Source organism: Nonomuraea sp. NPDC051298, from assembly GCF_055586305.1.
This window is the reverse complement of the sequence record NZ_JBVJIM010000005.1, coordinates 408,511-431,312: the sequence shown is the minus strand read 5'-3', so window position 1 is coordinate 431,312 and position 22,802 is coordinate 408,511. Positions and strand designations below refer to the sequence as shown.

The window sequence follows — 22,802 nt, the reverse complement described above, 5'->3', positions numbered from 1 at the left end:
GACGTTCAGCCGAAGTGGGCGCGGGTCTCCGCGAACGCCTGGTCGGTGCCCTCCAGGGCGAGCGCCACGTCGTCCTCCGTGTGGGCGGCCGACATGAACCAGTTGTGCCACGGGTGCACGTACACGCCGTGCCGCAGGCAGGCGTCGCTCCAGTACATCGCCACCGACAGGTCGGCGTCCCCGTCGAAGCTGAGCCACGGGATCGTCACCGGCCCGGTCTGGTTCACGGCGAACCCGTGCGACTTGGCCTGCGCGTAGAGCCCCTCCCTGAGCTGGGCGCCGGCTCGTCCCATGGCCGCGATGCCGTCGGTGTCGCGCAGGGTCTCGATGGTCGCCTTGGCCGCCGCCATCGCCACCGCGGAGAACCAGAACGACCCGGTCGAGTAGAGCGTCTGCGCGGGCCCGCGCAGCGCGTCGGCGCCGGTCACCGCGGCGATCGGGTAGCCGTTGGCCATCGCCTTCGACCAGGCCGTCAGGTCGGGACGCACGCCGTACGGCTCCCACGACCCCCGCAGGTCGATCCGGAACCCCGCCCGCACGTCGTCGATCACCAGCGCCGCGCCGAGCCGGTCGGCCAGCGCCCTGGCGCCCCGCGCGAAGACCGGCTCCACCAGCTCCTGGTCCTCGAACGAGTCGTGCTTGAAGGGCGTGACGATGATCGCCGCCACGTCACCCTCGACGGTGGCCGCGGCGGCCTCCAGCGACTCCAGGGAGTTGTAGGTGAACTCCACGAGGTCGGCCCGCTCATTGGGCGTCGTGCCGGCGAGGGACGGCGTGCACCACGGGTCCGCACCGTGGTACGCCCCGTGCGCCATCAGCACCTTGGTCCGGCCTGTCGCGGCCCTGGCGACCATGAGCGCCTGGGTGGTGGCGTCGGTGCCGTTCTTGGAGAACATCGCCCAGTCGGCGCTCGGCACGGTGTCCACCAGCAGCTCCGCCAGCTCCACCATGATCGGCCCGGGGCCGTTGAGGCAGTCGCCGAGCGCGGCCTGGCGGGCGGCGGCCTCCTCCACGCGCGGGTGCCGGTGCCCGAGCACGACGGGCCCCCAACTGCACATGAAGTCGAGGTAGGCGCGGCCGTCCACGTCCCACTGGCGGCAGCCCTCGCCGCGCTCGAAGAACTGGGGGTAGCCGGGGGCGAAGAGGGCGGCGTTGAGGTGGCCGTACATGCCGCCCGGGACGACTTTCGCGGCGCGCCGGCGCAGATCGGCGTCTTTCATCTGGGGTCCTTAGAGCAGGCTGAGGAGGGAGTCGAGGTCGGTGAGACCGGCGTCGGAGCCGAGACCGGTGGCCACCCTGGCGGCGGCGGCCGTGCCCCAGCGGGCGGCGGTGGGCACGTCCTGGCCGTGCAGGAGCCCGGTGAGGAAACCCGCGCAGTACGCGTCGCCGCACCCCGTGGTGTCGGACACCTCCGTCTTGAGCGCCGGGACGTGCTGCGTGCCGCCGGCCGTCACGACGAGGCTGCCCGCCGCCCCCAGCGTGACCAGCACGCCCCGGGGGCCGTCGGCGAGCAGCGCCCCTGCGGCGGATTCGACGTCGGGGGCGCCGGTCATGAGCAGGGCCTGCGTCTCGTTCGGCAGCACGTAGTCCACGTGCGGGAGGAAGGCGCGGGCCATGACCAGGAGGTCGGCCATCTCGGACAGCAGGTCCATCGTGACGACGGCCCCGGCCGCGCGCGCCTCGTCCAGGAGGGCGAAGAAGGCCGGATCGCCCAGACCGAACGTGACGTCCATCCCGCCGAGGTGGATCGCCCGCGCGCCGCGCAGCACGTCGGCCTCCACGTCGGCCGGGGTCACGCCGAGGTTCGCCCCGGGCACGTGGAAGCTGGGCCGCCCACCGTCGGGCCTGATGGGCAGGATCGAGGCGGCCGTCTGCTCCCCCGACCTGCGCACCAGGCGGGAGGCGTCGACGCCGCGCTTGGCCAGCACGAGCAGCAGGAGGTCGCCCAGCTCGTCGTCGCCGATGGCGCCCATGGTGACCACGTCGTTGCCCAGTTTGACCAGGTCGACCGCCGTGCCCGCGGCGGCGCCCGCGGCGGTGAGGCGGATCTGGTCGACCAGCACGGTGTCCTGGCCCTCGGGGATGTGTTCGACGGGCCGGGCGAGGATGTCGACGATGTGGACGCCGACGGTGGCGACGGTCATAGTCTAAATAGACAGACGTCCGAATAAAAAGTCAACGTGTCTGGGGAGGCGGCCGATGCCGAAGATCGTCGATCACGACGAGCGCAGGCGCGAGGTCATGTCAGCGGCCCGCCGGGTGATCGTCAGGGACGGCATCGACGCCGCCACCACCCGCGCCATCGCCAAGGAGGCCGGCTACTCGAACGGGGTGCTGGCGCACTACTTCGCCGACAAGGACGAGATCCTGCTGTCGGCGCTGCGCCAGTCGCACGAGCGCATCCGGGCCCGGCTGACGCGCAAGGTGGGGGACGCGACGGGGCTGGCGGCGCTGCGGGAGCTGCTGCTGGACAATCTGCCGCTGGACGCCGAGCGCTCGCAGGAGACGCGGTTGGAGGTCAGCTTCTGGAGCCGCAGCCTGGCCTCGGAGCGGCTGGCGGAGGTGCAGGAGGCGGAGGCGGGCGAGCTGCGCGCGGCCGTACGCGGGCTGCTGGAGCAGGCGCGGGCGGACGGCGAGCTGCGAACGGAGCCACAGAAGGAGCCCCGGACGAAGCCACAGGACGAGTCACAGACGGGGGCCGACCTCGACGACCTCGACGACCTCACCGAGCACCTGCTCGCCCTGGTGGACGGCCTCAGCCTGCACCTGCTCCTCTACCCCGGCAGGCTGACCCGCGCCGACGCCGAGCGGCTGATGCTGCGAGCCCTCGACCGCCTCTGAACGCCGGGGAAGGACGCGCTCTGCACGCCGGGGAGGGACGCGACGGACCGGTCGATTGCCGCGCACCGGGCGAGAGGCTAGATTCCCACCGCATGAGCCTCCGCGAGCAGTTGTGCGACTACGGCCGCCGGGCCGTCGAGCTGGGCCTGGTCATCGGCACCTCCGGCAACCTCAGCGCGCGCGAGGGCGACAGGGTCGCGGTCACGCCGTCGGGCGTCGCGCTCGACCGGCTGACACCGGAGATGTGCCCGATCGTGGACATGTCGGGCCACCTGGTGGAGGGCGACCTGCGCCCGTCCAGCGAGACGCCCATGCACCTGGCGATCTACGAGTCCACCGACGCCCTGGCCGTCGTGCACACCCACTCGGTCTTCGGCACGGTGGTGGCCACCACGATGACCGAGCTGCCGCCCGTGCACTACAACGCGCTGCTGCTCGGCGGCGTGATCGAGGTCGCCGGATACGCCACGTACGGGACACCGGAGCTGGCCGCGAACGTCCGCCGCGCGCTGGAGGGCAAGCGCGCCGCCCTGATGGCCAACCACGGCGGGGTGACCATCGGGGCGACGCTGGAGGAGGCGTTCGAGGCCACCCGGCTGCTGGAGTGGCTCTGCGAGGTCTACGTCCGCGGCCTCGGCGTCGGCAGACCGGCCATCCTGACGGACGAGCAGCTCGCCGCCGTGGTCGAGCGCGCGCTGAACCCTCCCGACTTCCCCCGCCGGTGAGCGGCCCTACCCGAGCGCGACCTGCTCGGCCAGACCGAGCGGCAGCCCGCCCGACCCGGCGATGCGGTCGTGGAACTCCTTCGGCGAGCCGCGGAACGACTCCCTGATGCGGTCGATCTCGATGGCCCCCGTGAGATAGGAGGGCGCCTGCGTGGGCCAGGCGCAGTAGCGGTTCACCTCGCCCTGCGCCGTGCCCGGCGACAGCGACGCCTTGGTGGCCATGAACGTCTCGGCCTCCTCGATCGGCAGGTCCTCGCAGTGCAGCGCGGTGTCCACGACCATCCGGGCGGCGCGGAAGATCCGGCAGTCGAGGTGCGCCAGCTCGGTGGCGGGGGTGTCGAAGTAGCCCTGCTCGTGCAGGAGCTTCTCGACGTACAGGGCCCAGCCCTCGGTGAAGTACGGCGTCCTGAAGACCTTCCTGACCGTACGGGGGTTGCCCGCCATGTACGACAGGTGCCAGTGGTGCCCGGGGTACGCCTCGTGCACGGCGATCGAGGGCATCTGGGCCCGCGAGTTCGTCCGCAGGCGCTGGCGCACCTGCTCGGGGGTGAAGTCGTCGGGCGTGTACGGCACGAAGAAGATGCCGGTCCGCGAGACCGTGAGCGGCGGCGGGGCCAGGTAGTGGGCCACGGACAGGACCGGCCGGGTGTACTCGGCCGACGGCAGCACCAGGCACTCCTCGCCCTCGGCGAAGGTGACGAGGTCGCGCTCGCGGACGAAGTCGCGGGCCCGCCGGGTCTCCGCCTCGTACTCGGCCCGCATGTCGGCCAGGGTGGGCGGGTGGTCGTCCATGAGCGACTCCATGGCCGCCCGCCAGTCCTGGGTGCCGTTGACCTGGAGTGCCACCTCGCGCATGCGGGCGTCCAGCTCCGCCCAGGCGGCCCGGCCCTTCTGATGCAGCTCGGCGGCGCCGTAGCCGAGCAGCTCGCGCTCGCGCAGCAGCGTGGAGTAGAGCCGCTCCCCCATCCGCCAGGTGCCGCCGCACTCGAAGCCTTCGAGGAACGTCACGAGCGAGTCGAACGCCTGCGCGGCCGGCTCGGCGGCCTCGGCCAGCTTCGCGCGCAGGGCCTCGTCCTCGACCATGCCGGGGATGGTGCGGGTCAGCAGGTTGCGGCCGGTGCGCGCCTGGCCCAGGCCCCGCTTCACCAGCAGCGGGGCGGCGAGGTCGGGGTCGAGGTTCTCCCGGCAGGCCGCGAGCACGCCGGGCACCTCGGCCAGGCGCGACAGGGCCGAGGCCACCAGTTCGTGCTCGGGCTTGAGGCGGCGCTGGAAGGGGGCGTACATCGAGGTGAAGATCGCGGAGAGGTAGGCGGCCGGGTCGCGCCGCCAGTGGGGCCAGGACGCGAGCGCGATCGAGCCCCTCAGCTCCGACAGAACGAGGTCTCTGTCGATCGCGTCGTCCGGCGTGGGGGCCTCGGTGGCCGAGAGGCGTTCGAGCCAGAGCACCTGTTCGCGCTCCTGGGCCTGCCATCCGGAGGCGGTGAGATCGCCGAGTGTGTGATCGTAGCCGTCGGCGCCCAGCGAGGCGGCGACGACGGGACGGGAAGAAAAGTACCACTTAAGAAACTCGTCCACCGATGCACAATATCCTGGGCCAATGCCCCTGCAGATGACCGGAGCGCTAGGCGATCCTGACCTTATCCGCCTCCCCTGGGAGGTCCCCCTGCAAGACTGGCCACAGCACCATCTGGTGGACCTGCCACGCGGCATCTCCCGGCACGTGGTGCGCTTCGCCCGGCTGTCGGGCAAGGTCTACGCGATCAAGGAGATCAGCGAGCGGTACGCCAGGCGGGAGTATCAGCTCCTGTGGGACCTGGCCAGGCTCGACGCGCCCGCCGTGGAGCCGGTCGCGTACGTCACCGGCCGCGAGGACGGGCTCGACGCCGCGCTGATCACCAGGCACCTGCAGTTCTCGCTCCCCTACCGCGCGGTCATGTCGGGCACCCTGCGCCCCGACACGCTCACCCGGCTGCTCGACGCGCTGGCCGTGCTGCTGGTGCGGCTGCACCTGAACGGCTTCTTCTGGGGCGACTGCTCGTTGTCCAACACGTTGTTCCGGCGTGACGCGGGAGCGTTCGCGGCGTACCTGGTGGACGCGGAGACCGGTGAGATGCACCCGATGATCAGCGAGGGGCAGCGGCTGGGCGACATCGACACCGCGCACACGAACATCTTCGGCGAGATGCTCGACCTGGAGGCCGGCGGGCTGCTGCACCCGTCGATCGACCCCATGGAGACGGCCGAGGACGTCGTCGCCCGCTACCACCGCCTGTGGAACGAGATCAACGAGAGCGAGATCATCGACGAGGTCGACTGGCACCGCGTCGAGCACCGCATCCGGCGGCTCAACCTGCTGGGCTTCGACGTGGCCGAGATGATGGTCCGGCGCAAGGTCGGCACCGGACGGCTGATCGTCCGGCCCAAGGTCGTGGACGCCGGCCACCACCAGCGGCGGCTGCTCCGGCTGACCGGTCTCGACGTCGAGGAGAACCAGGCCCGGCGGCTGCTCAACGATCTCGACGGGTTCCGGGTGGCCAAGGGGCTGCGCCACGAGGACGAGGCCATCGTGGCGCACCGGTGGCTGGCGGAGGTGTTCCAGCCGACGGTCGAGGCCATCCCCGTCGAGCTGCGCGGCAAGCTGGAGCCCGCGCAGCTCTTCCACGAGATCCTCGACCACCGCTGGTACCTGTCGGAGCAGGCGGGCTCCGACGTCGGGCTGACCACGGCGGTGACGTCGTACGTGGGCAACATCCTGGTGCACAAGCGCGACGAGCAGGCGCTGCTGCCCGACGAGCCCGCCCCGTAGCCCGGCTGGGGAGGGCGCCGGGTCAGGCGGAGGTCAGCTTGGTGATCTCGGCGACGATGGCGGGCCACAGGGCCGGCGGCAGGTCGTGCCCCATCCCCGGGTACGTCACCAGCCGCGCCCCCGGGATCGCCGCCGCCGTGGCCCGGCCGCCGGCCGGCGGGACGAGCGGGTCGGCCTCCCCGTGCAGCACGAGCGTGGGCACCCGTACCCCGGCCAGCAGCTCCGTACGGTCGCCCGAGGCCATGATGGCGGCCAGTTGCCGCGCCGTCCCCGCCGGGTCGAAGCAACGGTCGTAGGCCAGCCCGGCCCGCGCGACGATCTTCTCCCGGTCCAGCTCGTAGCCGGGTGAGCCGATCGTCGACCAGGTGCGTACGGCCTGCTCCAGCACCGCCGCGCGATCGGCGGGCGGCCGGCTCATCAGGACGGCCGCCGCGGCCTCGGTGGGCGGGGCCACGGAGGGGCCGGGCGTGGACATGATCGAGGTCAGGGTCAGCACCCGCCCGGGGTGCCGGATGGCCAGCGTCTGGGCGACCATGCCGCCCATCGAGGCCCCGACCACGTGGGCGGCGGGCAGGCCGAGGGCGTCCATGAGCGCGGCGGTGTCGTCGGCCAGGTCGTCCAGCAGGTACGGCGCGGGCGCCCCCGCCGAGGGGACGCCCAGGTCGTGGAGGTGCGTGGACAGGCCCGCGTCGCGGTTGTCGAACCGCACGACGTGGTGTCCCTGCTCCACCAGGAGTTCGCAGAGCGCTTCGTCCCACTGGATGAGCTGGGCGCCGAGGCCCATGATCAGGAGCAGCGGGCGTCCTTCTGGAGAGCCGAAGCTCTCGTAGGCGAGGTCGATGCCGTTCGCGGCTACGCGGTTCGTCACGGAGACCAGAATGTCATTCTGGTTCGGGCGGCGTAAAGCAGGGCCCGCGCTCACGATGGGAGGAGTCTCAGCGCACGAGGAGGGGACGGAGGCGGTCGCTGCCGAGCAGCGCGGCGCCCGCGGCGGTCAGGGTGCCGGCCACCAGCACGGTGCTCACGGAACCGCCCTGGTTCTCCACCCCGTCACCGGCCGCGTCGCCGTCGACCGCCGGGGGCTCCTGGTCGGCCGGAGGGGTGGCCGGGTTGTTGTCGCGCTCGGACCAGGCGCCGGTCGAGAACGGCACCGGGTGGTTCTTCTTGCCCACCCCGTCGCCCCACTTGGTGATCACGTAGTCGAGCTCGATGTGGCCCTGGCCGCCGACGCCGTCCACGCCGAGGGTGTCGGCGTTGAAGCTGCCGCCGGTCAGGTCGGCGAACGTCTTGGCGTCGAGGTCCAGCATGATCCCGCGGTTCGACGGTTCGCCCGGCCCGCGGTCGCCCACGAAGAAGGGCGCCTTCTTGCCCTTGTAGACCACGTAGCCCTCGGTCAGGAGCGGCCAGCTCGGGCTCGCGGCCAGGCCCTTCTGCATGGGTTTGCCGCTGGCGGGCAGGCCCGTGTCGCCGGCGCGGCCGGAGGAGTCGTCCCAGAAGTACGAGGCCGTGGTCGACCCTTTGAGCAGGATCTTCTCGTTGTCGGCCGAGTCGGCGTGGGCGGCGGTGCCGACCAGGACGAGCGCGCCGACTGCGATGGCGGTGAGGATGGCGAGGGAACGCAGACCAAAACAGGCAATCATGGAACAGCAACACCCTTCACGGGGGGACAGGGAGGTTGCGCCCGCAAAACGGCACAGCGGGGCACAGCGCTGGGCGTTGACTACGCGGAGCGCACGATGCGTACCTGAGGAAGGGGGCCGTTCAGTTGGCGGCCGTCAGCAAGCGGTCTGGGGGTACGACGCGCTGGTGCATGGGGTATGTCCTCTCCATCACGCCTACCGGGTTAGCTGACGGGTTCGGGCGTGGAGATGCCCTACCGGCACAGGCCGGATTCGCCCCAAGAGGTGGTTCCCCGGCTCCCGAGGGGGTTCGGGATTCGGCGCCGGCCGGCTGCCCTTCTGGGTAAGGACTAGGTCACCGGCTGGTAATGGCGATTACTGTAATGACGGAACCGGACATTGCCAACGTTTCATCATGAATCGGACAAAAGATCTACCTTTGACCGGGAAGAAAAAGGGGGCACGGCATCCCGTACCCCCGGAGAACTCCAGCCTCAGCCGCCGCTCTTGCGCCTGAATGATCTTTTACTCGCAGCCGGACCGTGCGCCCCGTGGATCTTCGATGGGTCGCCGCCCCTGCCACCCGCGCCCGAGCCCGCGTGCTGGCCGCGCTTGCGCTCCAGCGCCTCGCGGAACTTGCGCTTCATCTCGTCCTCGGGAGTTTCGCTGACTTCCGGCTCCGGTGTATCCGCCATGAGGACCTCCAAGGTATTGGGGACAAGTCACAGCTTCGCACGGCACCGCTCACGACGCGAAACCGGCCTCGACCTTGGAGTGTGGCGTGGCGGGCGTACGCAGCCGGTTGTTCGGCAGCGCCACCAGCGCCACCAGGGCGATCACCGCGCCCGCCACCCCGAGCGCGGGGATGACCACCGCGGCCGCGGAGGCGTGCGCGGCCGCCAGACCGTGGACGGGCCAGTTCGGACGTGATGCGCGGCAGCGCCGTGCCCACGATCGTCTGGTCCAGCATCGCCAGGAACATCCCGCCGAGCACGGCGAGCAAGATGAGGCCATTGCCCTTGCTGTCAGTTTTCACCTGTGAAGAGTGATAGGTAAGTCTTGACATGTCAACTTTTCGATATGCTGGCGGGCATGTCCCTACGGATCGCCCTGCTCGGGCTGCTCTCGGCCGTCGGCCCCGCGAGCGGCTATGACCTGGCCAAGAAGTTCGAGCGCTCGCTCAACCACGTCTGGCAGGCCGGGCACACGCAGATCTATCCGGAGCTGGTGAAGATGGCCGCCGACGGGCTCGTGGCGGTCGAGGCGGAGGGGGCGAGAGGGCGCAAGATCTACACGGTCACCGCCGAGGGTGAGCACGAGTTGCGTACGTGGATGGTCGAGCACGCGCCCGCGAGGGCGGTCCGCAGCGAGATCGCGCTTCAGGCGTTCCTGCTGCCGCTGATGGCGCGGGACCAGGCGGTCGGGGTGGTCGAGCGGATCAAGGCGGAGTTCGAGGCGCGGCTGGAGACGCTGGACTGCGAGCCGCGCGACCGCTTCGGCCGGTACGCCCTCGACCTGGGCCTCGCCCAGGCCCGCACCGGCATCCGGTGGGCCGAGGAAACCCTGGCCGACCTCAAAGACCACCAGTAGCCCCGCCGACGGCGCCTTACTCCACACCTTTGCCGCGCGGCGCCTGTGCGGACGGGGGTCAGGGCAGTCGCGACTCAGTCGGCCTTCGCCGCGCGGCGAAGGCGGTAGGCGCTCGCCTTGGCGCGATTCTGGCACGACAGGCCACAGAACCTGCGGGAGGCGTTGCGCGTGCTGTCGAGGAAGACCCGCTCGCAGTTCGCGGCCTCGCAGGACCGGAGTCTCGCCCCCTGACCGACTCCGATCACCATGGCCAGGGCGGTGGCCGCGTCCGCGACCCAGGCGTCGACCAGGCTCGCGTCCGCGCGATGGAAGGCCAGGACGGGGGGCCCGTCCGGTCGGCCGTGCAGGTTGGGGACGGCCGCATGCCGCACGAGCAGCCGATTGAGACCTTCGATCACGGACTCGGCCCGCTCTCCCGCGCCGAAGGCGGGTCGTAGCTGAGCCGCGACGGCCGCGAGCACCTCGGCGTCGGCGGGGGTGAGCGACTCGCTCCGTGCCGACCCGGCCGCCGCGAGCGCCTCCTGGATCGCCGCCCGGCGGTCGGGCCCCGTGGTCGGCGGCGCGACCCGCCGCCCGTACGCCCGGTCGACGGCCAACTCGTTCACCAGAAGGACGGCGCGCTGCACATGCCGCTCGACATAACTGTCTATTTGCGATTGACCAGTGATGCGCCATGGGTCTACCGTCACTGGCGTAGTTTATCTAGACAGTGAGGTATTGATGTCGGAACACGCGGGCCTCTCTCGTAGGATGTGGCACCAGATCGAGCCGGTGCACGCGATGCTGTACTTCTCGCCCCAGGCGTTCGAGGAGGCGGCGCGACTCGGTCACGACGTCGGGTCGAGGTGGCCGAGCTACTTCGCCTGGCGCTGGGCGACACTGGGGGCCGCCGGTCCGCGGCTGGTCACCGCCACCGCCTACAGCTTCAGCCCGGCCATGGTCGCCGGGTACGTTCCGGCGATCTGGGCGACGGCCGCCCCCGAGAAGGTCCTGGACGCCCGGATGCGCGCGGTCGACCGTACCTGTCGCGCCCTGCTCGGCGACCGGCTCGACGGTCCTGACGTCGCCGAGGCGGCGGAGCTGGCCAGGCGGGCGGCGGAGAGCGTGAGCGTGGAGCACCGGCCGCTGGCCGCCGCCAACCTCGACCTGCCCTGGCCCGACGAGCCGCATCTCGTGCTCTGGCAGGCGTACACGGTGCTGCGCGAGCATCGAGGCGACGGGCACCTGACGGCGCTGAGGGCCGCCGACCTCGACGGCTGCGAGGCGCTGGTCTCCTTCGCCGCGATCGGCGCGGCTCCCGTGGCGAACTTCGCCGGACGCGGCTGGGACGAGCAGGAGTGGGCCGCGGCGCACGACCGGCTGGCTCGCCGCGGGCTGGTCGATGCCGACGGGCAGGCCACCGAGCGCGGGCGGGACCTGCGCGACCAGGTGGAGCGGATGACCGACCACCTCGCCGCCGGTCCGTGGCGGGCGCTGGGCGCCGAGCGCGCCGAACGGCTGGCCCAGCTCAACCTCCCGTTGCTGGGCGCCGTCTTCGAGTCCGGCCTGCTGCCGATGACCAGCACGCTGGGCATCGGGAAGGTGCCGGCGCCGGCATGAGACTCGATCCGCTGACCGGCCCGCAGACGCTCGCACGACGGGCCGAGCTGGTGAGCGTCTACCGTGCGGCGTTCACCGGCCCGCCGTGGCATGAGAGCGAGGACGCGGTCGTCGCCTTCCGCGACCGGCTCACCGCCGACACAGCAAGGCCGGGGTTCCGGGCGATCCTGGCCACCGAGGGCGGTCAACCCTGCGGCTTCGGTACGGCGTGGCCGACCGCCTCGCCGTTCCCCACCGGGCGCGCCTACGGCAAGGTGCTCGCGGCACTCGGCCCCGGCCGGACGGCCGAGCTTCTCGTCGGCGCGCTGGAGGTGGACGAACTGGCGGTCGCCCCGCACGCGCGCGGGCAGGGGCTGGCGGGGCGGATTCTCGACCTGCTGTGCGGACAGCGGCGTAGCTGGCTGCTGACCGCACCGAGCGCCCAGGACGCCGTCCGGCTGTACGAGCGGTCCGGCTGGCTGCGAGCCGGCGAGGACTCGGACGTCGTGGTGTTCGTGTCACCTGGCACGCGGCGAGGTCCGGAGCAGCCCCACCCGCCCTCGCGGACGAAGTCGCCGGGCGACCGGGCGGCAGAGGGCGGGTAAAGGGGAGCGGTTCAGTTCGTGGTGTTGTGTTGGAGCACGTCAGGAAATGAACCCCGCGATGAGTATTCTCGGTCGCGACCTGGCGATGGATCTGGGGGCGGCGAGCACGCGCATCTATCTCAAGCGCAAGGGCATCGTGCTCGACGAACCCTCCGCAGTCATGTGCGATGATCGCACAGGCAAGGTCATCCGGTACGGCTCGGAGGCCGCCGCCCCCGAGGCGGGCGGCCGCACGTGCTGGCCGGTCCGTGAGGGGCTGCCGGCCGACGCCGAGCTGGCCCGGCGCATGATCCGCCACTTCCTGCGCAAGGTGCACTGGCACCCGTACGCCCGGCCGCGCGTGGTCATGGCGCTGCCCGGCGACTCCACCCCGATCGACCGCGCGGCGCTGCGCGACATCGCGTACGAGTCGGATGCCAGGACGGTGCACCTCGTCCCGCACGCGCTCGCCGCGGGCCTCGGGTCGGGCCTGACGCTCACGGACCGCACCGGTTACATGGTCATCGACATCGGCACCGACGCCGCCCGCATCGCCGTGCTCTCCGGCGAGTCGGTGGTGGCGACGGGCTCCGTCCCGTACGGCGGGCGCGCGGTGAACAGGGCCATCGCCCGCTACGTCGAGCACGAGCACGGGCTGCTGCTCGACGACGCGGAGGCGGAGTCGGCCAAGCGGCGCGCGGGCGGTGACGACGCGGAGATCGTGGTCACGGCCCGCGACCCCGACACCGGCGGCGAACACGAGCTGGTCCTGCCCGTGGGACGGATCTTCGAGGCGGCCCGGCAACCGGTGGACTCGATCGCGCGGACGGCCATGGAGACGGTCGAACGCTGCCCGGCCGAGCTGGCCGCCGACCTCGGCGAGCGGGGCGCGGTGCTGGTCGGCGGCGGGGCCCTGCTGCGCGGGCTCGGGCACCGGCTGCGCGAGGCCCTCTGCATGCCCGTACGCCGCGCGGAACGCCCGTTGGAGGCCGTGGCGCTCGGGCTCGGCCGGTGCGTGGACGAACTTGGACTGATCGGGAGGATCCGGGGCGGGCGTACATGAGCGACGACCCGTTCCGCACCAGGGACCGGCACGCGGACCTGGCCATCGGGACCGACACCACGCGCGTGACCTCTGACCATCGGCCAGGCTGACCGTCGGCCCCGGCGACCTGCCGTTCGACGGTCCGCCCGTGACCGGCTCGACCCCGTCGGCCAGAACAGGAGGCGACCCATGACCGCGCCCATCACCGTTCCCATGACCGCGCCCACCGCCCCTCTCACTCCCCTGCCCACGACCGGCCCCAGGCGTGTGCGCCCGGCCGTGCCCCCGACTGTGCCCGCGAACGTCCGTGGCATCGACCATGTCGGGGTGACCGTTCCCGATCTCGACGCGGCCACCGAGTTCTTCGCCCGTGCCTTCGGGGCCGAGGTGCTCTACGACACCCTGCCCCGCGAGCACGGGCCCAAGGGCGGCTGGGCGACCGAGCGGCGGCTCGGGGTGCCGCAGGGGACGGTGGAGGTGGCCGTACGCATGCTGCGACTGCCGAACGGCCCGGGGATCGAGCTGTTCGAGTTCGGCGGCCCGCGGCAGGCCCCGGCGGTGGTGCCGTGCGATCTGGGCTGGCAGCACGTCGCCGTGTACGTGGACGACCTGGACGAGGCGCTGCGGAGGGTGATCGAGGCGGGCGGGACGTCGCTGTCGGAGCCGGTGTCCGCGCCGGGACCGGAGGCGGGCCCAGGGGCCGACACAGCGGGCGGGCGCAACAGGTACGTCTACTGCCGCACGCCCTGGGGCGCGACGGTGGAGCTGGTGACGTATCCGGACCCGCAGGCGTACGAGCGGGAGACGAACCTGCGCCGCTGGCGTCCCTAGGAGGGGCGGCCGTAGGAGGGGCGGCCCTGGGAGGGGCGGGCCGCTCCAGGGCCTGTGCGCCCGCCGGGCTCAGCGCTCGTCCACGATCTCTCCCTCCTCGCTCGTCGCGTCCTTGACCAGCGCGAACGCCGGCCCCGACTCGGGCAGGTCGTGCGCGACGGCGACGGCGGCCGCCAGGGTGTCCGGCGAGTCCCAGCACCAGGAGTCCACCCAGGTGCTCTCGTCGACCCTGGCCAGCCGGGTCTGCGTGAGACCGGGGAACCGGCCGCGTACGGCGTCGATGAGCGCCGCGCGCCGGACGAGCACCTGCTCGGCGTCGGCGGGGTCGGCGGTGAAGCGGACGACACGGAGAAAGGCCATGACTGGAGTCCTTCTCTAGAGTTGACTTCTAGCTTCCTTAACTAGAGTTAAACTACAACCATGAGCGACGTCAAGAGGGCGGGCAAGCGCGCGCTGAAGGCCAGGGAGACCCGGGCGAAGATCCTGAAGGCGGCCGGGGAGCTGTTCGTCCGCGACGGCTACGGCGCCACGAACCTGCAGGACGTCGCCGAGCTGGCGGGCGTGGCCGTGCAGACGATCTACTTCGTCTTCGGCAACAAGCGCACGCTGCTGAAGGAGCTGGTCGACGTCACGGTCGCGGGCGACGACGAGCCGGTGGCGACCATGGAACGAGACTGGTTCAAGGAGGCGATGGCGGCGCGGACGGCCGCAGAGCACCTGCGGGCGCACGTACGCGGCACCCGGGCCGTGCTCGCCCGGGTCGCCCCGATCGCCAAGGTGCTCGACACGGCCGTGGCCATGGACCCCGAGGTGGCGGCGCTCTGGCCGAGCGACACCGACCCGCGCCACGTGGTGCAGAGCGCGGCGGCCGGCTCCCTCATGGCCAAGCCGGGAGCGCGGCGGGACGTCTCGCCGGAGCTGGCCGCCGACGTGCTCTACGGACTGCTCAGCCCCGAGCTGTACCTGCTGCTGGTGCGGGAGCGGGGGTGGTCGCAGGAACGGTTCGAGGAGTGGGCGGGCCGCACGCTGGCCGCCCAGCTCCTCGGCGAGTCCCCCAGTGAGGCCGCCGGTGAGGCCGCCTCCGGGTGAGGCCGGTGAGGCCGGTGAGGCCGGGCCCGCCCCCCGGCCTCGCGGTCACGGCGTGGAGAGGGCTTCCGTCGGTGACAGGCGCGAGGCGCGGACAGCCGGGTAGAGTCCGGCGATGGCGCCGATGGCCAGGGTCGCCGCCAGGCCGCCCGCCGTGGCCCAGACCGGGACGACCGAGGGCCAGCCGCTGTAGAACGCGTACCCCATCGTGACCCCCGACCCGAGCAGGATGCCGCCGGTCCCGCCGATCGCCGACAGCAGCAGCGACTCCGCCAGGAACTGCGTCCTGACCTGCCCCCTGGTGGCCCCCAGCGAACGGCGCAGGCCGATCTCCGCCCGGCGTTCCAGGACCGAGATGACCATCGTGTTGGCCACGCCGACCCCGCCCACGAGCAGGGCCACCGCGCCCACGCCCAGGAGCAGGCCGGCGAACGCCTGGCTGCTCGCCTGCTTGGCGGCCAGGGCGTCGGACGGACGGGAGACGTCCACCTCGTTCGGGGCCTCGGGGTTGGCCGTGCCGGCCAGCACCTGGCGTACCGACTCCAGCTTGGCCTCCTCCGAGCGCGTGTACAGCGTGGTCGGATGCCCGTCGAAGCCCAGTCGTTCCTCAGCCACCGGCCAGCCCACCATGACCCCGCTGTCCAGGTCCGTGGCCAGCGCCACCGGGTTCAGCACGCCGACGACCGTGAAACGGAGGCCGCCGATGACGACCTGGGTGTCGGGGCTCGCCGACCCGATGCCCAGCCTCTGGGCGGCGGCCCAGCCGAGCACGGCGGCGGGATAGCGTTCGGTGGCCGCGTTGAGCCACGTGCCGCTGCTGAGGGTCGCCCCGACCGTGGCCGGCAGGTCGACGCGGGCGGCGTAGGCGACGAGGCCGCCGGTCTGCGCCTCGGGGATCTGCTCGGAGCGGTAGACCTTCGCGTCGGCCACCCTCCCGATCGACGAGACCGACTCGACGGGCCCGATCCGCTCGATCATCGACTCGGCGTCCACCGGCATCTTGGCCGCCTCGCCCAGGATCGTCGTGCCCGAGCCGACGGTGAGCAGGTTCGTGCCCAGCGCGGAGAGCTGGCGGTCCAGCTCGGCGCCCGAGGACGACGAGAGCCCGACCACGCCGACCATGGCCGCGATGCCGATGGCGATGCCCAGCGCCGACAGGAACGCCCGCAGCGGCCGGGTACGCAGGCCGACCGCGCCGACCCGCATCACGTCGCCCGCACGCATCCTGGCCGGGGACAGCTTCGGCCGCCGCACCTCGATGGCCGCCATCAGGCCACCCCGGATTCCACGGGCTCCGCGGGTTCGGGCTCCTCGCTGAGGGCGGAGTCGGAGATGATCTGGCCGTCGCGCATGCGTACCTGCCGGGGCAGGCTGGCGGCGATCTCCCGGTCGTGCGTGATGATCACGATGGTCGTGCCCGCCGCGTTCAGCTCGTGCAGCAGCTCCATCACACCGGTGCCCGAGACCGAGTCGAGGGCGCCGGTGGGCTCGTCGGCCAGCAGCAGCGGCGGGTCGCCCGCCACCGCCCTGGCGATGGCCACCCGCTGCCGCTCTCCACCGGACAGCTCGTGCGGCTCATGGTCCATGCGGTGCCCCAGGCCCACCCGTTCGAGCGCGGCGGCGGCGCGGCGACGGCGCTCGGCCCTGCTCAGACCCGTGTAGACGAGGCCGTCGGCCACGTTGTCCAGCGCCGGGACCTTCGCCGCGAGATGGAAGGACTGGAAGACGAACCCGATCGTGGTCGCGCGCAGCGCCGAGAGCTGGTTGTCGGACAACTTCGAGACGTCGTACCCGTCGATGTGGATGCTGCCGGTGGACGGCCGGTCGAGAGTGCCGACCACGTTGAGCATGGTCGACTTGCCCGACCCGGACGGGCCCACGATGGCGACCAGCTCACCGTGGGCGATGCGCAGCGACACCGACTTCAGCGCCGCCACCCCACCCGGGTACGTCCTGGACACGCCCGACAGAGCGATCATGGGATACGTCACTTCGGCATCCCCACGGTCATGCCCTCGCTGAGCCCGTCCCCCGAGACCTCGACCCGCCCTCCGGAGAACATCCCCGTCTCGACGGCGACGTACCGGGACCTGCCGCCCTCGATGACCTCCAGGCCGAACCCGCCCTCCTGCAGCGCCACCAGCGCCGCGACCGGCACGGTCAGCACGTCCTTGCGCTGCGAGGCCGTGAACGTCACGTCCACCGACGCCTTGTCCAGCCCACGGGCCGCCTTGGCGTCGCCGATCGAGACCAGCGCCTCGACCCGCGTCTCCGGGTCGGCGTTCTGGGCCTCGCCCGGCACGATGACCGTGGCCACCTCGGTGACCTTGCCCTTCACGCTCTTGCCGTCCGGCAGCGTGACGTCGACCTTCGCGCCCTTCTTGGCCACCCGCTGGTCCTCGGCCGCCAACTGCACGGTGACGACCTTGGCCGTGCCCGTGTAGGTCAGCACCTTCTGGCCCGGCTGCGCCGGCTGGCCCTTCTCGGAGTCGAGGCTCTCCACCCGGACCTCACCCGAGGCGAAGACCACCCGGCCCAGCTCGACCACACCGGTCTCGTCCAGGCCACGGTCCTCCTGCCATTCCATGACGGCCTCGGCGGTGTCATAGGTGAACTCCTCGTCCACCGTGAAACCGTCGTAGCCGAGCTTGCTGAGGTTCCGCTCCAGGTTCTCGACGTCCTTGCCCTCCACCCCGACCTTGAGGTCACGGTAGGCGGGCGTGTCGCCGTACAGGAGCATGACCGGCTTGTTGTCCAGCCGGTACAGCGACTTGCCACGCGTGATCTTCGCGCCGCTCTCGGGCAGCCAGGTGATCGTGCCGGGCTGCCGGCTCGTGGCCGTGGTCACCGGGCCGTAGCCCAGCTCGCCGTCGGCGTCCCTGGTCTCGTTCAGTGTCTGCCTGGTCACTGGCGTCGTGGCCGGGGGCAGGGCGCTGGCCGACTGGGTCGGCCCGGCGCTCCCGTCGAGCAGGCCCGCGCTGTTCACCGCGACCAGCGCGCCACCCGCCGCGGCCACCACGACCAGAAGCCCGGCCACCAGCTTCCCCCGGCCACGGCGGCGGCGCTGCCGGGGCGGTGTGGCCCCCGGCTCCGCCTTTCCGTCGAGGGTGGCCATCCCCATCAAGAACCTCCCATACCGGCCTCAGCGGACTCCTTCTGGCACTTCGCCTGCGCGGCCTCGAAGTCGGGGTCGTTGCCGACGTCGCCGGTGATGCGCATCACGCCGCCCTCGGGGTCGGGGTAGCTCTCGACGCCGTTGTCACGCATGCACTGGGCGAGCTTGCGCATGTTCTCGGCCATCTTGGGGTCGCCCCCGCCCTGCATCTGGCCGCTCGGGGCGAACTCCTTGCACGCGGCCTGGGCCGCCTCGACCTTCTCCCGCGGCACGCTGCCGTCGAACTTCATCATCACCCTGCCGTTCGGGTCGGGGTCGGGCACCTCCACCCCGTTCTCGCGCATGCACTGGGCGAACTTGAGTGACTGCTCCTTCGGGTCCACGCTCGGCTTGGCGCTGGCCGCGGCCTGGGTGCCGCCGCCGCTGACCGAGGCGACGTCTGCCCCGCCCCCGCCGTCCGCGCCGCAGCCGGTCAGGAACAGAGTGAGCGCGATCGGTGTCGTGACCAGCGCGCTGAGGACTCGTCCTCGCATGGGTGTTCTCCTCCGTCGAATGAACGTCGTTCGAGCCGTTCGGGTCGTTCGAGGTGAGATGCAATAGGGCCGGGTGTTTCCTCAGCGTTTCCGTCCGCGGTTTATTCGGAGCGAATGTCTTCTCGGTCAGACTCGGCTCTACAAGCGGATGGAAGGGCCTGAGATACGCCATGCGGGTGCTGGTGGTTGAGGACGAGCCGATGCTCGCCGGCGCGATCGCCGAGTGGCTGCGCGAGGAGACCCACGCGGTCGACCTGGCGCACGACGGGGCGGCCGCGCTGGAACGGATCGCGGTGAACGACTACGACGTGGTCGTCCTGGACCGGGACCTGCCGCGCGTACACGGCGACGAGGTGTGCCGCGAGCTGGTCGCCTCGGCGTGCGACGCGCGGGTGCTGATGCTCACGGCCGCCGCCCAGCCCGACGACCGGGTGACCGGCCTGTCGCTGGGGGCCGACGACTACCTGCCGAAGCCGTTCCACTTCCCCGAGCTGGCCGCCCGGGTGCTGGCGCTGGGCCGGCGCTCACGTCCGGCTGTGCCGCCCGTGCTGCGGCGGGCCGGGATCACGCTCGACCCGGCGCGCAGGGAGGTGTTCAGGAACGGGCGGTTCGTACCGCTGTCGAAGAAGGAGTTCGCGGTGCTGACGGAGCTGATGCGGGCGGACGGCAACGTCGTCTCGGCCGAGCAGCTCCTGGAGAAGGCGTGGGACGAGCACGCGGACCCGTTCACGGGCGTGGTCCGGCTCACCATCCTCAAGCTGCGCCGCAAGCTCGCCGACCCGCCGGTTGTGGAGACCGTGGCGGGCGTGGGATACCGGATCACATGAGACTCCCGTCGCCGTCGCTCCTCCGACGGCCGCGGCCCACGCTGCGGCTACGGCTCACCCTCGTGTACGGCGCGCTGTTCTTCGTCGCGGGCCTGACGCTGCTCGGGGTCACGTACGTGCTGTTCAACCAGCAGCTCAACCGGACCTTCGAGGACCGGTTCGGCTCGGAGCCCGGCATGACCAAGCAGATCTTCCTGCAGCGGGACGGCGTCACGGTCTACGGGAAAGAGGCCGTCGAGTGGGTGCGGCAGCAGGAGATGGAGCTGCGCGGCGCCGCCACCACCTCGCTGCTCACGCAGGGCGCGATCGCGCTGGTCATGGTCGGCGGCGGGGCCGTGGCGCTGGGCTGGGTGGTGGCCGGACGGGTGCTGACGCCGCTGCACCGGGTCACCGAGACCGCGCGCAGGATCGCCGCCGCCCCCATGGCCGAGCGCGGGCTGCACGAACGCATCGCGCTGAACGGGCCGGCCGACGAGGTCAAGGTCCTGGCCGACACCTTCGACACCATGGTCGAACGGCTCGACCACTCCTTCGACGGCCAGCGCCGGTTCGTGGCCAACGCCTCCCACGAGCTGCGTACGCCGCTGACGCTCAACCGGGCGCTGGTCGAGCTGGCCATGCACCGCCGTACGGCCTCGTCCGACGTCAAAGAGCTGGGCGAGAGCCTGCTGGAGATCAACACCCGCCACGAACGCCTCATCGGCGGCCTGCTGCTGCTGGCCAGGTCCGAGCAGGAGATCGCGGACCGCTCGCCGGTCGACCTGGCCGACGTGGTGACGCACGTGGCCGCGCAGTCCGCCGACCCCGCCGAGGCCGCCAAGGTCACCGTGTACGAGGTCGCCGGCCCCGCCCCGACCACCGGGGACGCACTGCTGCTCGAACGGCTCGTGCACAACCTGGTGGAGAACGGCATCCGCTACAACGTCGACGACGGCGGCGGATGGGTGCGGATCGTCAGCCGGATCGTGTCAGGGGAGACGGTCGAGGTGGAGGTCAGCAACACCGGGCCGCCCGTGCCGCCGTACGACGTGCCGCTGCTGTTCAAGCCGTTCCACCGGCAGGCGAGCGCGCGGACGGTCACGGGGACGAGCGCCGGGCTGGGGCTGTCGATCGTACGGTCGGTGGCGGTGGCGCACGGCGGGGACGTCAGGGCGCGGCCCCGTGAGGGCGGCGGCCTCATCGTGGCCGTGGCGCTACCGCGCGCTCCCCTCCAGTGAGGGCACGTATATAGAGGGGTGCTCAGTGGTGGTCGGGCCGACTCACGCGGGGCGGCTCACCCGGGGCGGTCGACGTGGGCCCGGGATCCGGCGGGGTGGTGTCGTCCTGCGCGGGGCTCGCGTCGTGCCCGGCGAGGGGGGCGCGGACGCGCCACACCGGCGGCGCCAGCAGCGTCACCAGGGTTGACAGCACCGTGAAGGCGGCACACCCGACCAGGACGGGCCCCGGCCCGAACACCGCCGCCGCCGGACCGGCAAGCCCCATTCCGAGCGGCGCGGCCACCAGCGAGCCCAGCATCATCACCGACGTCACCCGTGCCACGAACCGCTCGGGCACGTGCTGCTGGATGACGGTGGTCTGGAGGACGTTGTGGACGACGAGCTGCATGCCCGCCGCCGCCCCCGCGAGCACCAGCAGCCACAGCGCGGCGGGCACGGCGAGCAGCGCGGGCAGCGGCGCCATCAGGAGGAAGAACAGCAGGGCCGCGACCATCGGCCGCCTCGGCCGCCACCGGGCCCCGAGCAGACCTCCGGCCAGGCCGCCGACCGCGTACGCGATGCCGATCGCCGCCCAGGCCGGCGCCCCGCCGAGCCGGCGTTCGGCCACGTAGGGCCCGAGGACCAGCATCGGGGAGATCACGATCAGGTTGGTGAGGGCCACCTGGATGATCCACACCCACAGCCACGAACGTCTGCGCACCTCGGCGATGCCGCCGCCGATGCTCGCCAGCAGGCCGCCGCTCGCCCGTGACCGCTCGTCGGCGACGCCCCGGGGCAGGAGGCGGAGGCAGGCCGCGCTCACCAGGAACGTCAGCGCGTCGATCAGCACGGCCCAGCCGGAGCCGACCAGCGCCACCAGCGCACCGGCCGCGCCCAGCGCCACGATCGAGGCGGCGCTCCTGGAGAGCGAGATCAGCGAGTTGGCCTCCTGCAGGTGCCGCCTGCCCGCCAGCGACTGGACCAGCCCGGTGGCCGCCGGGTTGAAGAACGCCGACCCGGCGCCGGCCACCAGTTGCAGCACGACCAGCGTCCAGATCTGCGCGGTGCCCGTGAGCAGCAGCACCGCCGTGGCGCCGTGGGCGCAGAAGCGGGCCAGGTCGGCCACGATCATGACCGTGCGTCGCGAGAAGAGGTCGCCCACCGCGCCGCCCACCAGCGTGAGCACGATGATGGGCAGGCGGGTGCTGAGCACGACGATGCCGAGATCCACCGCCGACCCGGTGAGCTGCAGGACCGCGAACGCCATCGCCACCGGCGTCATCGCGTCACCGAACGCCGAGGCCGTCTGGCCCAGGTAGTAGCGACGGAAGTCGCGGATGGCGAGCGGCGCGAACACGGCGGCCCGACCCCCTTTCCTGCCCGCTGCCCCGGTCTCGGTGGACCCTGTGCCGCTCGGGCTCAAGAGGCTGTGGGCGAGCCGGAGAGGTCAGGTCGACCACCCTGCCAGACCTCACCGACAGAACCGCCCCGGCGAGAGCCGGACGAGCGGCGGCTCCGGCGCGGGCCGGTGACGCCGCCGTGGACTCAACCCCGCCGGGCCACCCGGCCCGTCATCCCCGCTCTTTCGCGATCAGCTCCGCCAGGCTGGTGGCCGGGTGCCCGGTGAGACGGGGGATGTCGTCGCTGACCTTTTCCAGCTCCCCCGCCGCGATCGCGAGATAGGTCGACACCCACGCCTCCACCTGCCACTCCGGCGCGCCGTACCGTTCGCGGGACGCGTACGCCTCCTGGAGGGTCTCGGGGTGGTAGGTGATCGTGCGTCCCGTCGCCGCGCTCAGCGTGGCGGCGACCTGGTCGAGCGTCAGCGCCTGCGGCCCGGTCAGGTCGTACGTCGCCCCCACGTGCTCCTCCGGCCGCAGCAGCACGGCCACCGCCGCCTCGGCGATGTCGTCCTGGGCGACGGCCGCCACCCTCCCCTGACCGGCCGGGCCGCGGATCACGCCGTCGTCGCCGGCCAGCGCGGGCAGGAAGTCGGCGTACAGGTTGTCGCGCAGGAACGTGAAGGGCAGGCCGCTGTCGCGGATGTGCTGCTCGGTCGCCCAGTGGTCGCGGGCCAGCGTGAACGTGGCCATGGGGGCGGCGCCGTGGAAGGAGACGTACACGAGGTGCGTGACGCCTGCCTCGCGGGCCGCGTCGACGAAGGCGCGGTGCCGGTCGAGGCGGTCGGGGCTCTCGGCGGCCGACACGAACAACACGGTCGAGGCCCCGTGAAGTGCCCCGCACATCGCCGCGTGGTCTCCGTAGTCGGCGCTGACCGCGACCGCGTGGGCGAGCCGTGGAGCGTGCTCGGCGGCACGCCGTGAGACGAGCCGCTGCTCCACTCCTGCGGCGTCGAGCAACGCGGCGATCCGGCCGCCGAGCCGCCCGGTCGCGCCCGTGGTGACGATGAAGGACATACCGATACC

26 protein-coding genes and 1 riboswitch are annotated in these 22,802 nt (G+C 72.1%); of the genes, 11 read left to right on the top strand and 15 right to left on the bottom strand.

What is annotated here, in order from left to right; translation table 11 throughout:
• Positions 1 to 5 precede the first annotated feature (5 nt).
• The gene (locus ACZ6S0_RS19005; RefSeq protein WP_465918997.1) at positions 6 to 1,220 is read right to left on the bottom strand and encodes an aminotransferase class III-fold pyridoxal phosphate-dependent enzyme; all 1,215 of its coding nucleotides are present in this window, start codon (positions 1,218 to 1,220) and stop codon (positions 6 to 8) included.
• Positions 1,221 to 1,229: 9 nt separating this feature from the next.
• Positions 1,230 to 2,144: a carbohydrate kinase family protein gene (locus ACZ6S0_RS19000; protein WP_465918995.1), complete on the bottom strand. Its 915-nt coding sequence runs from the start codon at positions 2,142 to 2,144 to the stop codon at positions 1,230 to 1,232.
• Between the two features lie 55 nt (positions 2,145 to 2,199).
• On the opposite strand from ACZ6S0_RS19000, the gene ACZ6S0_RS18995 reads away from it, so the two are divergent.
• Complete coding sequence (locus tag ACZ6S0_RS18995; RefSeq protein WP_465918991.1) at positions 2,200 to 2,841, top strand: TetR/AcrR family transcriptional regulator; 642 nt, start codon at positions 2,200 to 2,202, stop codon at positions 2,839 to 2,841.
• Between the two features lie 92 nt (positions 2,842 to 2,933).
• Complete coding sequence (locus ACZ6S0_RS18990; RefSeq protein ID WP_465918989.1) at positions 2,934 to 3,566, top strand: class II aldolase/adducin family protein; 633 nt, start codon at positions 2,934 to 2,936, stop codon at positions 3,564 to 3,566.
• Positions 3,567 to 3,572: 6 nt separating this feature from the next.
• On the opposite strand, the gene ACZ6S0_RS18985 is transcribed toward ACZ6S0_RS18990, so the two are convergent.
• Entirely contained in the window at positions 3,573 to 5,141 is a 1,569-nt protein-coding gene (locus ACZ6S0_RS18985; protein WP_465918987.1) for a DUF885 domain-containing protein, read from the bottom strand.
• A gap of 22 nt (positions 5,142 to 5,163) precedes the next feature.
• Between ACZ6S0_RS18985 and ACZ6S0_RS18980 the strand changes: the two genes are divergently transcribed.
• Positions 5,164 to 6,372, top strand: coding sequence for a DUF4032 domain-containing protein (locus tag ACZ6S0_RS18980; protein WP_465918984.1), 1,209 nt, complete (start codon positions 5,164 to 5,166; stop codon positions 6,370 to 6,372).
• Between the two features lie 22 nt (positions 6,373 to 6,394).
• Here ACZ6S0_RS18980 and ACZ6S0_RS18975 read toward each other — a convergent pair whose 3' ends face one another.
• From ACZ6S0_RS18975 to ACZ6S0_RS18960, 4 genes are all read right to left on the bottom strand, one after another.
• The gene (locus ACZ6S0_RS18975) at positions 6,395 to 7,240 is read right to left on the bottom strand and encodes an alpha/beta fold hydrolase (protein WP_465918981.1); all 846 of its coding nucleotides are present in this window, start codon (positions 7,238 to 7,240) and stop codon (positions 6,395 to 6,397) included.
• A gap of 67 nt (positions 7,241 to 7,307) precedes the next feature.
• Complete coding sequence (locus tag ACZ6S0_RS18970; RefSeq protein ID WP_465918979.1) at positions 7,308 to 8,012, bottom strand: hypothetical protein; 705 nt, start codon at positions 8,010 to 8,012, stop codon at positions 7,308 to 7,310.
• A gap of 177 nt (positions 8,013 to 8,189) precedes the next feature.
• Positions 8,190 to 8,324: riboswitch (cyclic di-AMP (ydaO/yuaA leader) on the bottom strand.
• Between the two features lie 161 nt (positions 8,325 to 8,485).
• Entirely contained in the window at positions 8,486 to 8,686 is a 201-nt protein-coding gene (locus ACZ6S0_RS18965) for a DUF5302 domain-containing protein (protein ID WP_465918976.1), read from the bottom strand.
• Between the two features lie 49 nt (positions 8,687 to 8,735).
• Positions 8,736 to 8,864: a hypothetical protein gene (locus ACZ6S0_RS18960; protein WP_465918974.1), complete on the bottom strand. Its 129-nt coding sequence runs from the start codon at positions 8,862 to 8,864 to the stop codon at positions 8,736 to 8,738.
• 219 nt (positions 8,865 to 9,083) lie between these two features.
• On the opposite strand from ACZ6S0_RS18960, the gene ACZ6S0_RS18955 reads away from it, so the two are divergent.
• On the top strand, positions 9,084 to 9,581 hold the full coding sequence (locus ACZ6S0_RS18955) for a PadR family transcriptional regulator (protein ID WP_465918972.1): 498 nt from the start codon (positions 9,084 to 9,086) through the stop codon (positions 9,579 to 9,581).
• 74 nt (positions 9,582 to 9,655) lie between these two features.
• Here ACZ6S0_RS18955 and ACZ6S0_RS18950 read toward each other — a convergent pair whose 3' ends face one another.
• Positions 9,656 to 10,186 carry a CGNR zinc finger domain-containing protein gene (locus ACZ6S0_RS18950; RefSeq protein WP_465918969.1) on the bottom strand — a complete coding sequence of 177 codons (531 nt, stop codon included), beginning with the start codon at positions 10,184 to 10,186 and terminating at the stop codon, positions 9,656 to 9,658.
• Between the two features lie 115 nt (positions 10,187 to 10,301).
• Between ACZ6S0_RS18950 and ACZ6S0_RS18945 the strand changes: the two genes are divergently transcribed.
• From ACZ6S0_RS18945 to ACZ6S0_RS18930, 4 genes are all read left to right on the top strand, one after another.
• Positions 10,302 to 11,180: an SCO6745 family protein gene (locus ACZ6S0_RS18945; protein ID WP_465918967.1), complete on the top strand. Its 879-nt coding sequence runs from the start codon at positions 10,302 to 10,304 to the stop codon at positions 11,178 to 11,180.
• Complete coding sequence (locus ACZ6S0_RS18940; RefSeq protein WP_465918964.1) at positions 11,177 to 11,764, top strand: GNAT family N-acetyltransferase; 588 nt, start codon at positions 11,177 to 11,179, stop codon at positions 11,762 to 11,764. Before ACZ6S0_RS18945 ends, ACZ6S0_RS18940 begins: the two co-directional genes overlap by 4 nt.
• 58 nt (positions 11,765 to 11,822) lie before the next feature.
• On the top strand, positions 11,823 to 12,806 hold the full coding sequence (locus tag ACZ6S0_RS18935; protein WP_465918960.1) for a rod shape-determining protein: 984 nt from the start codon (positions 11,823 to 11,825) through the stop codon (positions 12,804 to 12,806).
• A 171-nt stretch (positions 12,807 to 12,977) separates the two neighbouring features.
• Complete coding sequence (locus ACZ6S0_RS18930; protein WP_465918957.1) at positions 12,978 to 13,619, top strand: VOC family protein; 642 nt, start codon at positions 12,978 to 12,980, stop codon at positions 13,617 to 13,619.
• Positions 13,620 to 13,688: 69 nt separating this feature from the next.
• Here the strand turns inward: ACZ6S0_RS18930 and ACZ6S0_RS18925 are convergent, their stop codons facing one another.
• Positions 13,689 to 13,979 carry a hypothetical protein gene (locus tag ACZ6S0_RS18925; protein ID WP_465918954.1) on the bottom strand — a complete coding sequence of 97 codons (291 nt, stop codon included), beginning with the start codon at positions 13,977 to 13,979 and terminating at the stop codon, positions 13,689 to 13,691.
• 60 nt (positions 13,980 to 14,039) lie between these two features.
• Here ACZ6S0_RS18925 and ACZ6S0_RS18920 point away from each other — a divergent pair, with 60 nt between their 5' ends.
• Complete coding sequence (locus tag ACZ6S0_RS18920) at positions 14,040 to 14,708, top strand: TetR/AcrR family transcriptional regulator (protein WP_465918949.1); 669 nt, start codon at positions 14,040 to 14,042, stop codon at positions 14,706 to 14,708.
• 45 nt (positions 14,709 to 14,753) lie between these two features.
• On the opposite strand, the gene ACZ6S0_RS18915 is transcribed toward ACZ6S0_RS18920, so the two are convergent.
• From ACZ6S0_RS18915 to ACZ6S0_RS18900, 4 genes are read right to left on the bottom strand one after another with little or no spacing between them, the layout of a single operon-like run.
• Positions 14,754 to 15,974 carry an ABC transporter permease gene (locus ACZ6S0_RS18915; RefSeq protein ID WP_465918948.1) on the bottom strand — a complete coding sequence of 407 codons (1,221 nt, stop codon included), beginning with the start codon at positions 15,972 to 15,974 and terminating at the stop codon, positions 14,754 to 14,756.
• Positions 15,974 to 16,684, bottom strand: a complete 711-nt coding sequence (locus tag ACZ6S0_RS18910; protein ID WP_465919309.1) for an ABC transporter ATP-binding protein — start codon at positions 16,682 to 16,684, stop codon at positions 15,974 to 15,976. The genes ACZ6S0_RS18915 and ACZ6S0_RS18910 overlap by 1 nt, the downstream gene beginning before the upstream one ends.
• An 8-nt stretch (positions 16,685 to 16,692) precedes the next feature.
• A complete protein-coding gene (locus ACZ6S0_RS18905; protein WP_465918945.1) occupies positions 16,693 to 17,826 on the bottom strand; it encodes an efflux RND transporter periplasmic adaptor subunit in 1,134 nt (377 codons plus the stop codon).
• Positions 17,826 to 18,353 (bottom strand): hypothetical protein, encoded by a 528-nt coding sequence (locus ACZ6S0_RS18900; protein ID WP_465918944.1) that lies wholly within the window; start codon positions 18,351 to 18,353, stop codon positions 17,826 to 17,828. The genes ACZ6S0_RS18905 and ACZ6S0_RS18900 overlap by 1 nt, the downstream gene beginning before the upstream one ends.
• Before the next feature lie 170 nt (positions 18,354 to 18,523).
• Here ACZ6S0_RS18900 and ACZ6S0_RS18895 point away from each other — a divergent pair, with 170 nt between their 5' ends.
• Positions 18,524 to 19,180, top strand: coding sequence for a response regulator transcription factor (locus ACZ6S0_RS18895; protein ID WP_465918940.1), 657 nt, complete (start codon positions 18,524 to 18,526; stop codon positions 19,178 to 19,180).
• Entirely contained in the window at positions 19,177 to 20,397 is a 1,221-nt protein-coding gene (locus ACZ6S0_RS18890; RefSeq protein ID WP_465918938.1) for a sensor histidine kinase, read from the top strand. Before ACZ6S0_RS18895 ends, ACZ6S0_RS18890 begins: the two co-directional genes overlap by 4 nt.
• Before the next feature lie 22 nt (positions 20,398 to 20,419).
• Here ACZ6S0_RS18890 and ACZ6S0_RS18885 read toward each other — a convergent pair whose 3' ends face one another.
• Together ACZ6S0_RS18885 and ACZ6S0_RS18880 are read right to left on the bottom strand one after the other, a co-directional pair.
• The gene (locus ACZ6S0_RS18885; RefSeq protein ID WP_465918934.1) at positions 20,420 to 21,733 is read right to left on the bottom strand and encodes an MFS transporter; all 1,314 of its coding nucleotides are present in this window, start codon (positions 21,731 to 21,733) and stop codon (positions 20,420 to 20,422) included.
• Positions 21,734 to 21,947: 214 nt separating this feature from the next.
• Entirely contained in the window at positions 21,948 to 22,793 is an 846-nt protein-coding gene (locus ACZ6S0_RS18880; protein ID WP_465918932.1) for an SDR family oxidoreductase, read from the bottom strand.
• Positions 22,794 to 22,802: the final 9 nt, after the last annotated feature.

Bases quoted from the DNA above. Each gene is read 5' to 3' on its own strand.
- ACZ6S0_RS19005 (WP_465918997.1), bottom strand. From the start codon at position 1,220: ATGAAAGACGCCGATCTGCGCCGGCGCGCCGCGAAAGTCGTCCCGGGC.
- ACZ6S0_RS19000 (WP_465918995.1), bottom strand. From the start codon at position 2,144: ATGACCGTCGCCACCGTCGGCGTCCACATCGTCGACATCCTCGCCCGG.
- ACZ6S0_RS18995 (WP_465918991.1), top strand. From the start codon at position 2,200: ATGCCGAAGATCGTCGATCACGACGAGCGCAGGCGCGAGGTCATGTCA.
- ACZ6S0_RS18990 (WP_465918989.1), top strand. From the start codon at position 2,934: ATGAGCCTCCGCGAGCAGTTGTGCGACTACGGCCGCCGGGCCGTCGAG.
- ACZ6S0_RS18980 (WP_465918984.1), top strand. From the start codon at position 5,164: ATGCCCCTGCAGATGACCGGAGCGCTAGGCGATCCTGACCTTATCCGC.
- ACZ6S0_RS18970 (WP_465918979.1), bottom strand. From the start codon at position 8,012: ATGATTGCCTGTTTTGGTCTGCGTTCCCTCGCCATCCTCACCGCCATC.
- ACZ6S0_RS18965 (WP_465918976.1), bottom strand. From the start codon at position 8,686: ATGGCGGATACACCGGAGCCGGAAGTCAGCGAAACTCCCGAGGACGAG.
- ACZ6S0_RS18955 (WP_465918972.1), top strand. From the start codon at position 9,084: ATGTCCCTACGGATCGCCCTGCTCGGGCTGCTCTCGGCCGTCGGCCCC.
- ACZ6S0_RS18945 (WP_465918967.1), top strand. From the start codon at position 10,302: ATGTCGGAACACGCGGGCCTCTCTCGTAGGATGTGGCACCAGATCGAG.
- ACZ6S0_RS18940 (WP_465918964.1), top strand. From the start codon at position 11,177: ATGAGACTCGATCCGCTGACCGGCCCGCAGACGCTCGCACGACGGGCC.
- ACZ6S0_RS18935 (WP_465918960.1), top strand. From the start codon at position 11,823: ATGAGTATTCTCGGTCGCGACCTGGCGATGGATCTGGGGGCGGCGAGC.
- ACZ6S0_RS18930 (WP_465918957.1), top strand. From the start codon at position 12,978: ATGACCGCGCCCATCACCGTTCCCATGACCGCGCCCACCGCCCCTCTC.
- ACZ6S0_RS18925 (WP_465918954.1), bottom strand. From the start codon at position 13,979: ATGGCCTTTCTCCGTGTCGTCCGCTTCACCGCCGACCCCGCCGACGCC.
- ACZ6S0_RS18920 (WP_465918949.1), top strand. From the start codon at position 14,040: ATGAGCGACGTCAAGAGGGCGGGCAAGCGCGCGCTGAAGGCCAGGGAG.
- ACZ6S0_RS18915 (WP_465918948.1), bottom strand. From the start codon at position 15,974: ATGGCGGCCATCGAGGTGCGGCGGCCGAAGCTGTCCCCGGCCAGGATG.
- ACZ6S0_RS18910 (WP_465919309.1), bottom strand. From the start codon at position 16,684: ATGATCGCTCTGTCGGGCGTGTCCAGGACGTACCCGGGTGGGGTGGCG.
- ACZ6S0_RS18905 (WP_465918945.1), bottom strand. From the start codon at position 17,826: ATGGGGATGGCCACCCTCGACGGAAAGGCGGAGCCGGGGGCCACACCG.
- ACZ6S0_RS18900 (WP_465918944.1), bottom strand. From the start codon at position 18,353: ATGCGAGGACGAGTCCTCAGCGCGCTGGTCACGACACCGATCGCGCTC.
- ACZ6S0_RS18895 (WP_465918940.1), top strand. From the start codon at position 18,524: ATGCGGGTGCTGGTGGTTGAGGACGAGCCGATGCTCGCCGGCGCGATC.
- ACZ6S0_RS18890 (WP_465918938.1), top strand. From the start codon at position 19,177: ATGAGACTCCCGTCGCCGTCGCTCCTCCGACGGCCGCGGCCCACGCTG.
- ACZ6S0_RS18880 (WP_465918932.1), bottom strand. From the start codon at position 22,793: ATGTCCTTCATCGTCACCACGGGCGCGACCGGGCGGCTCGGCGGCCGG.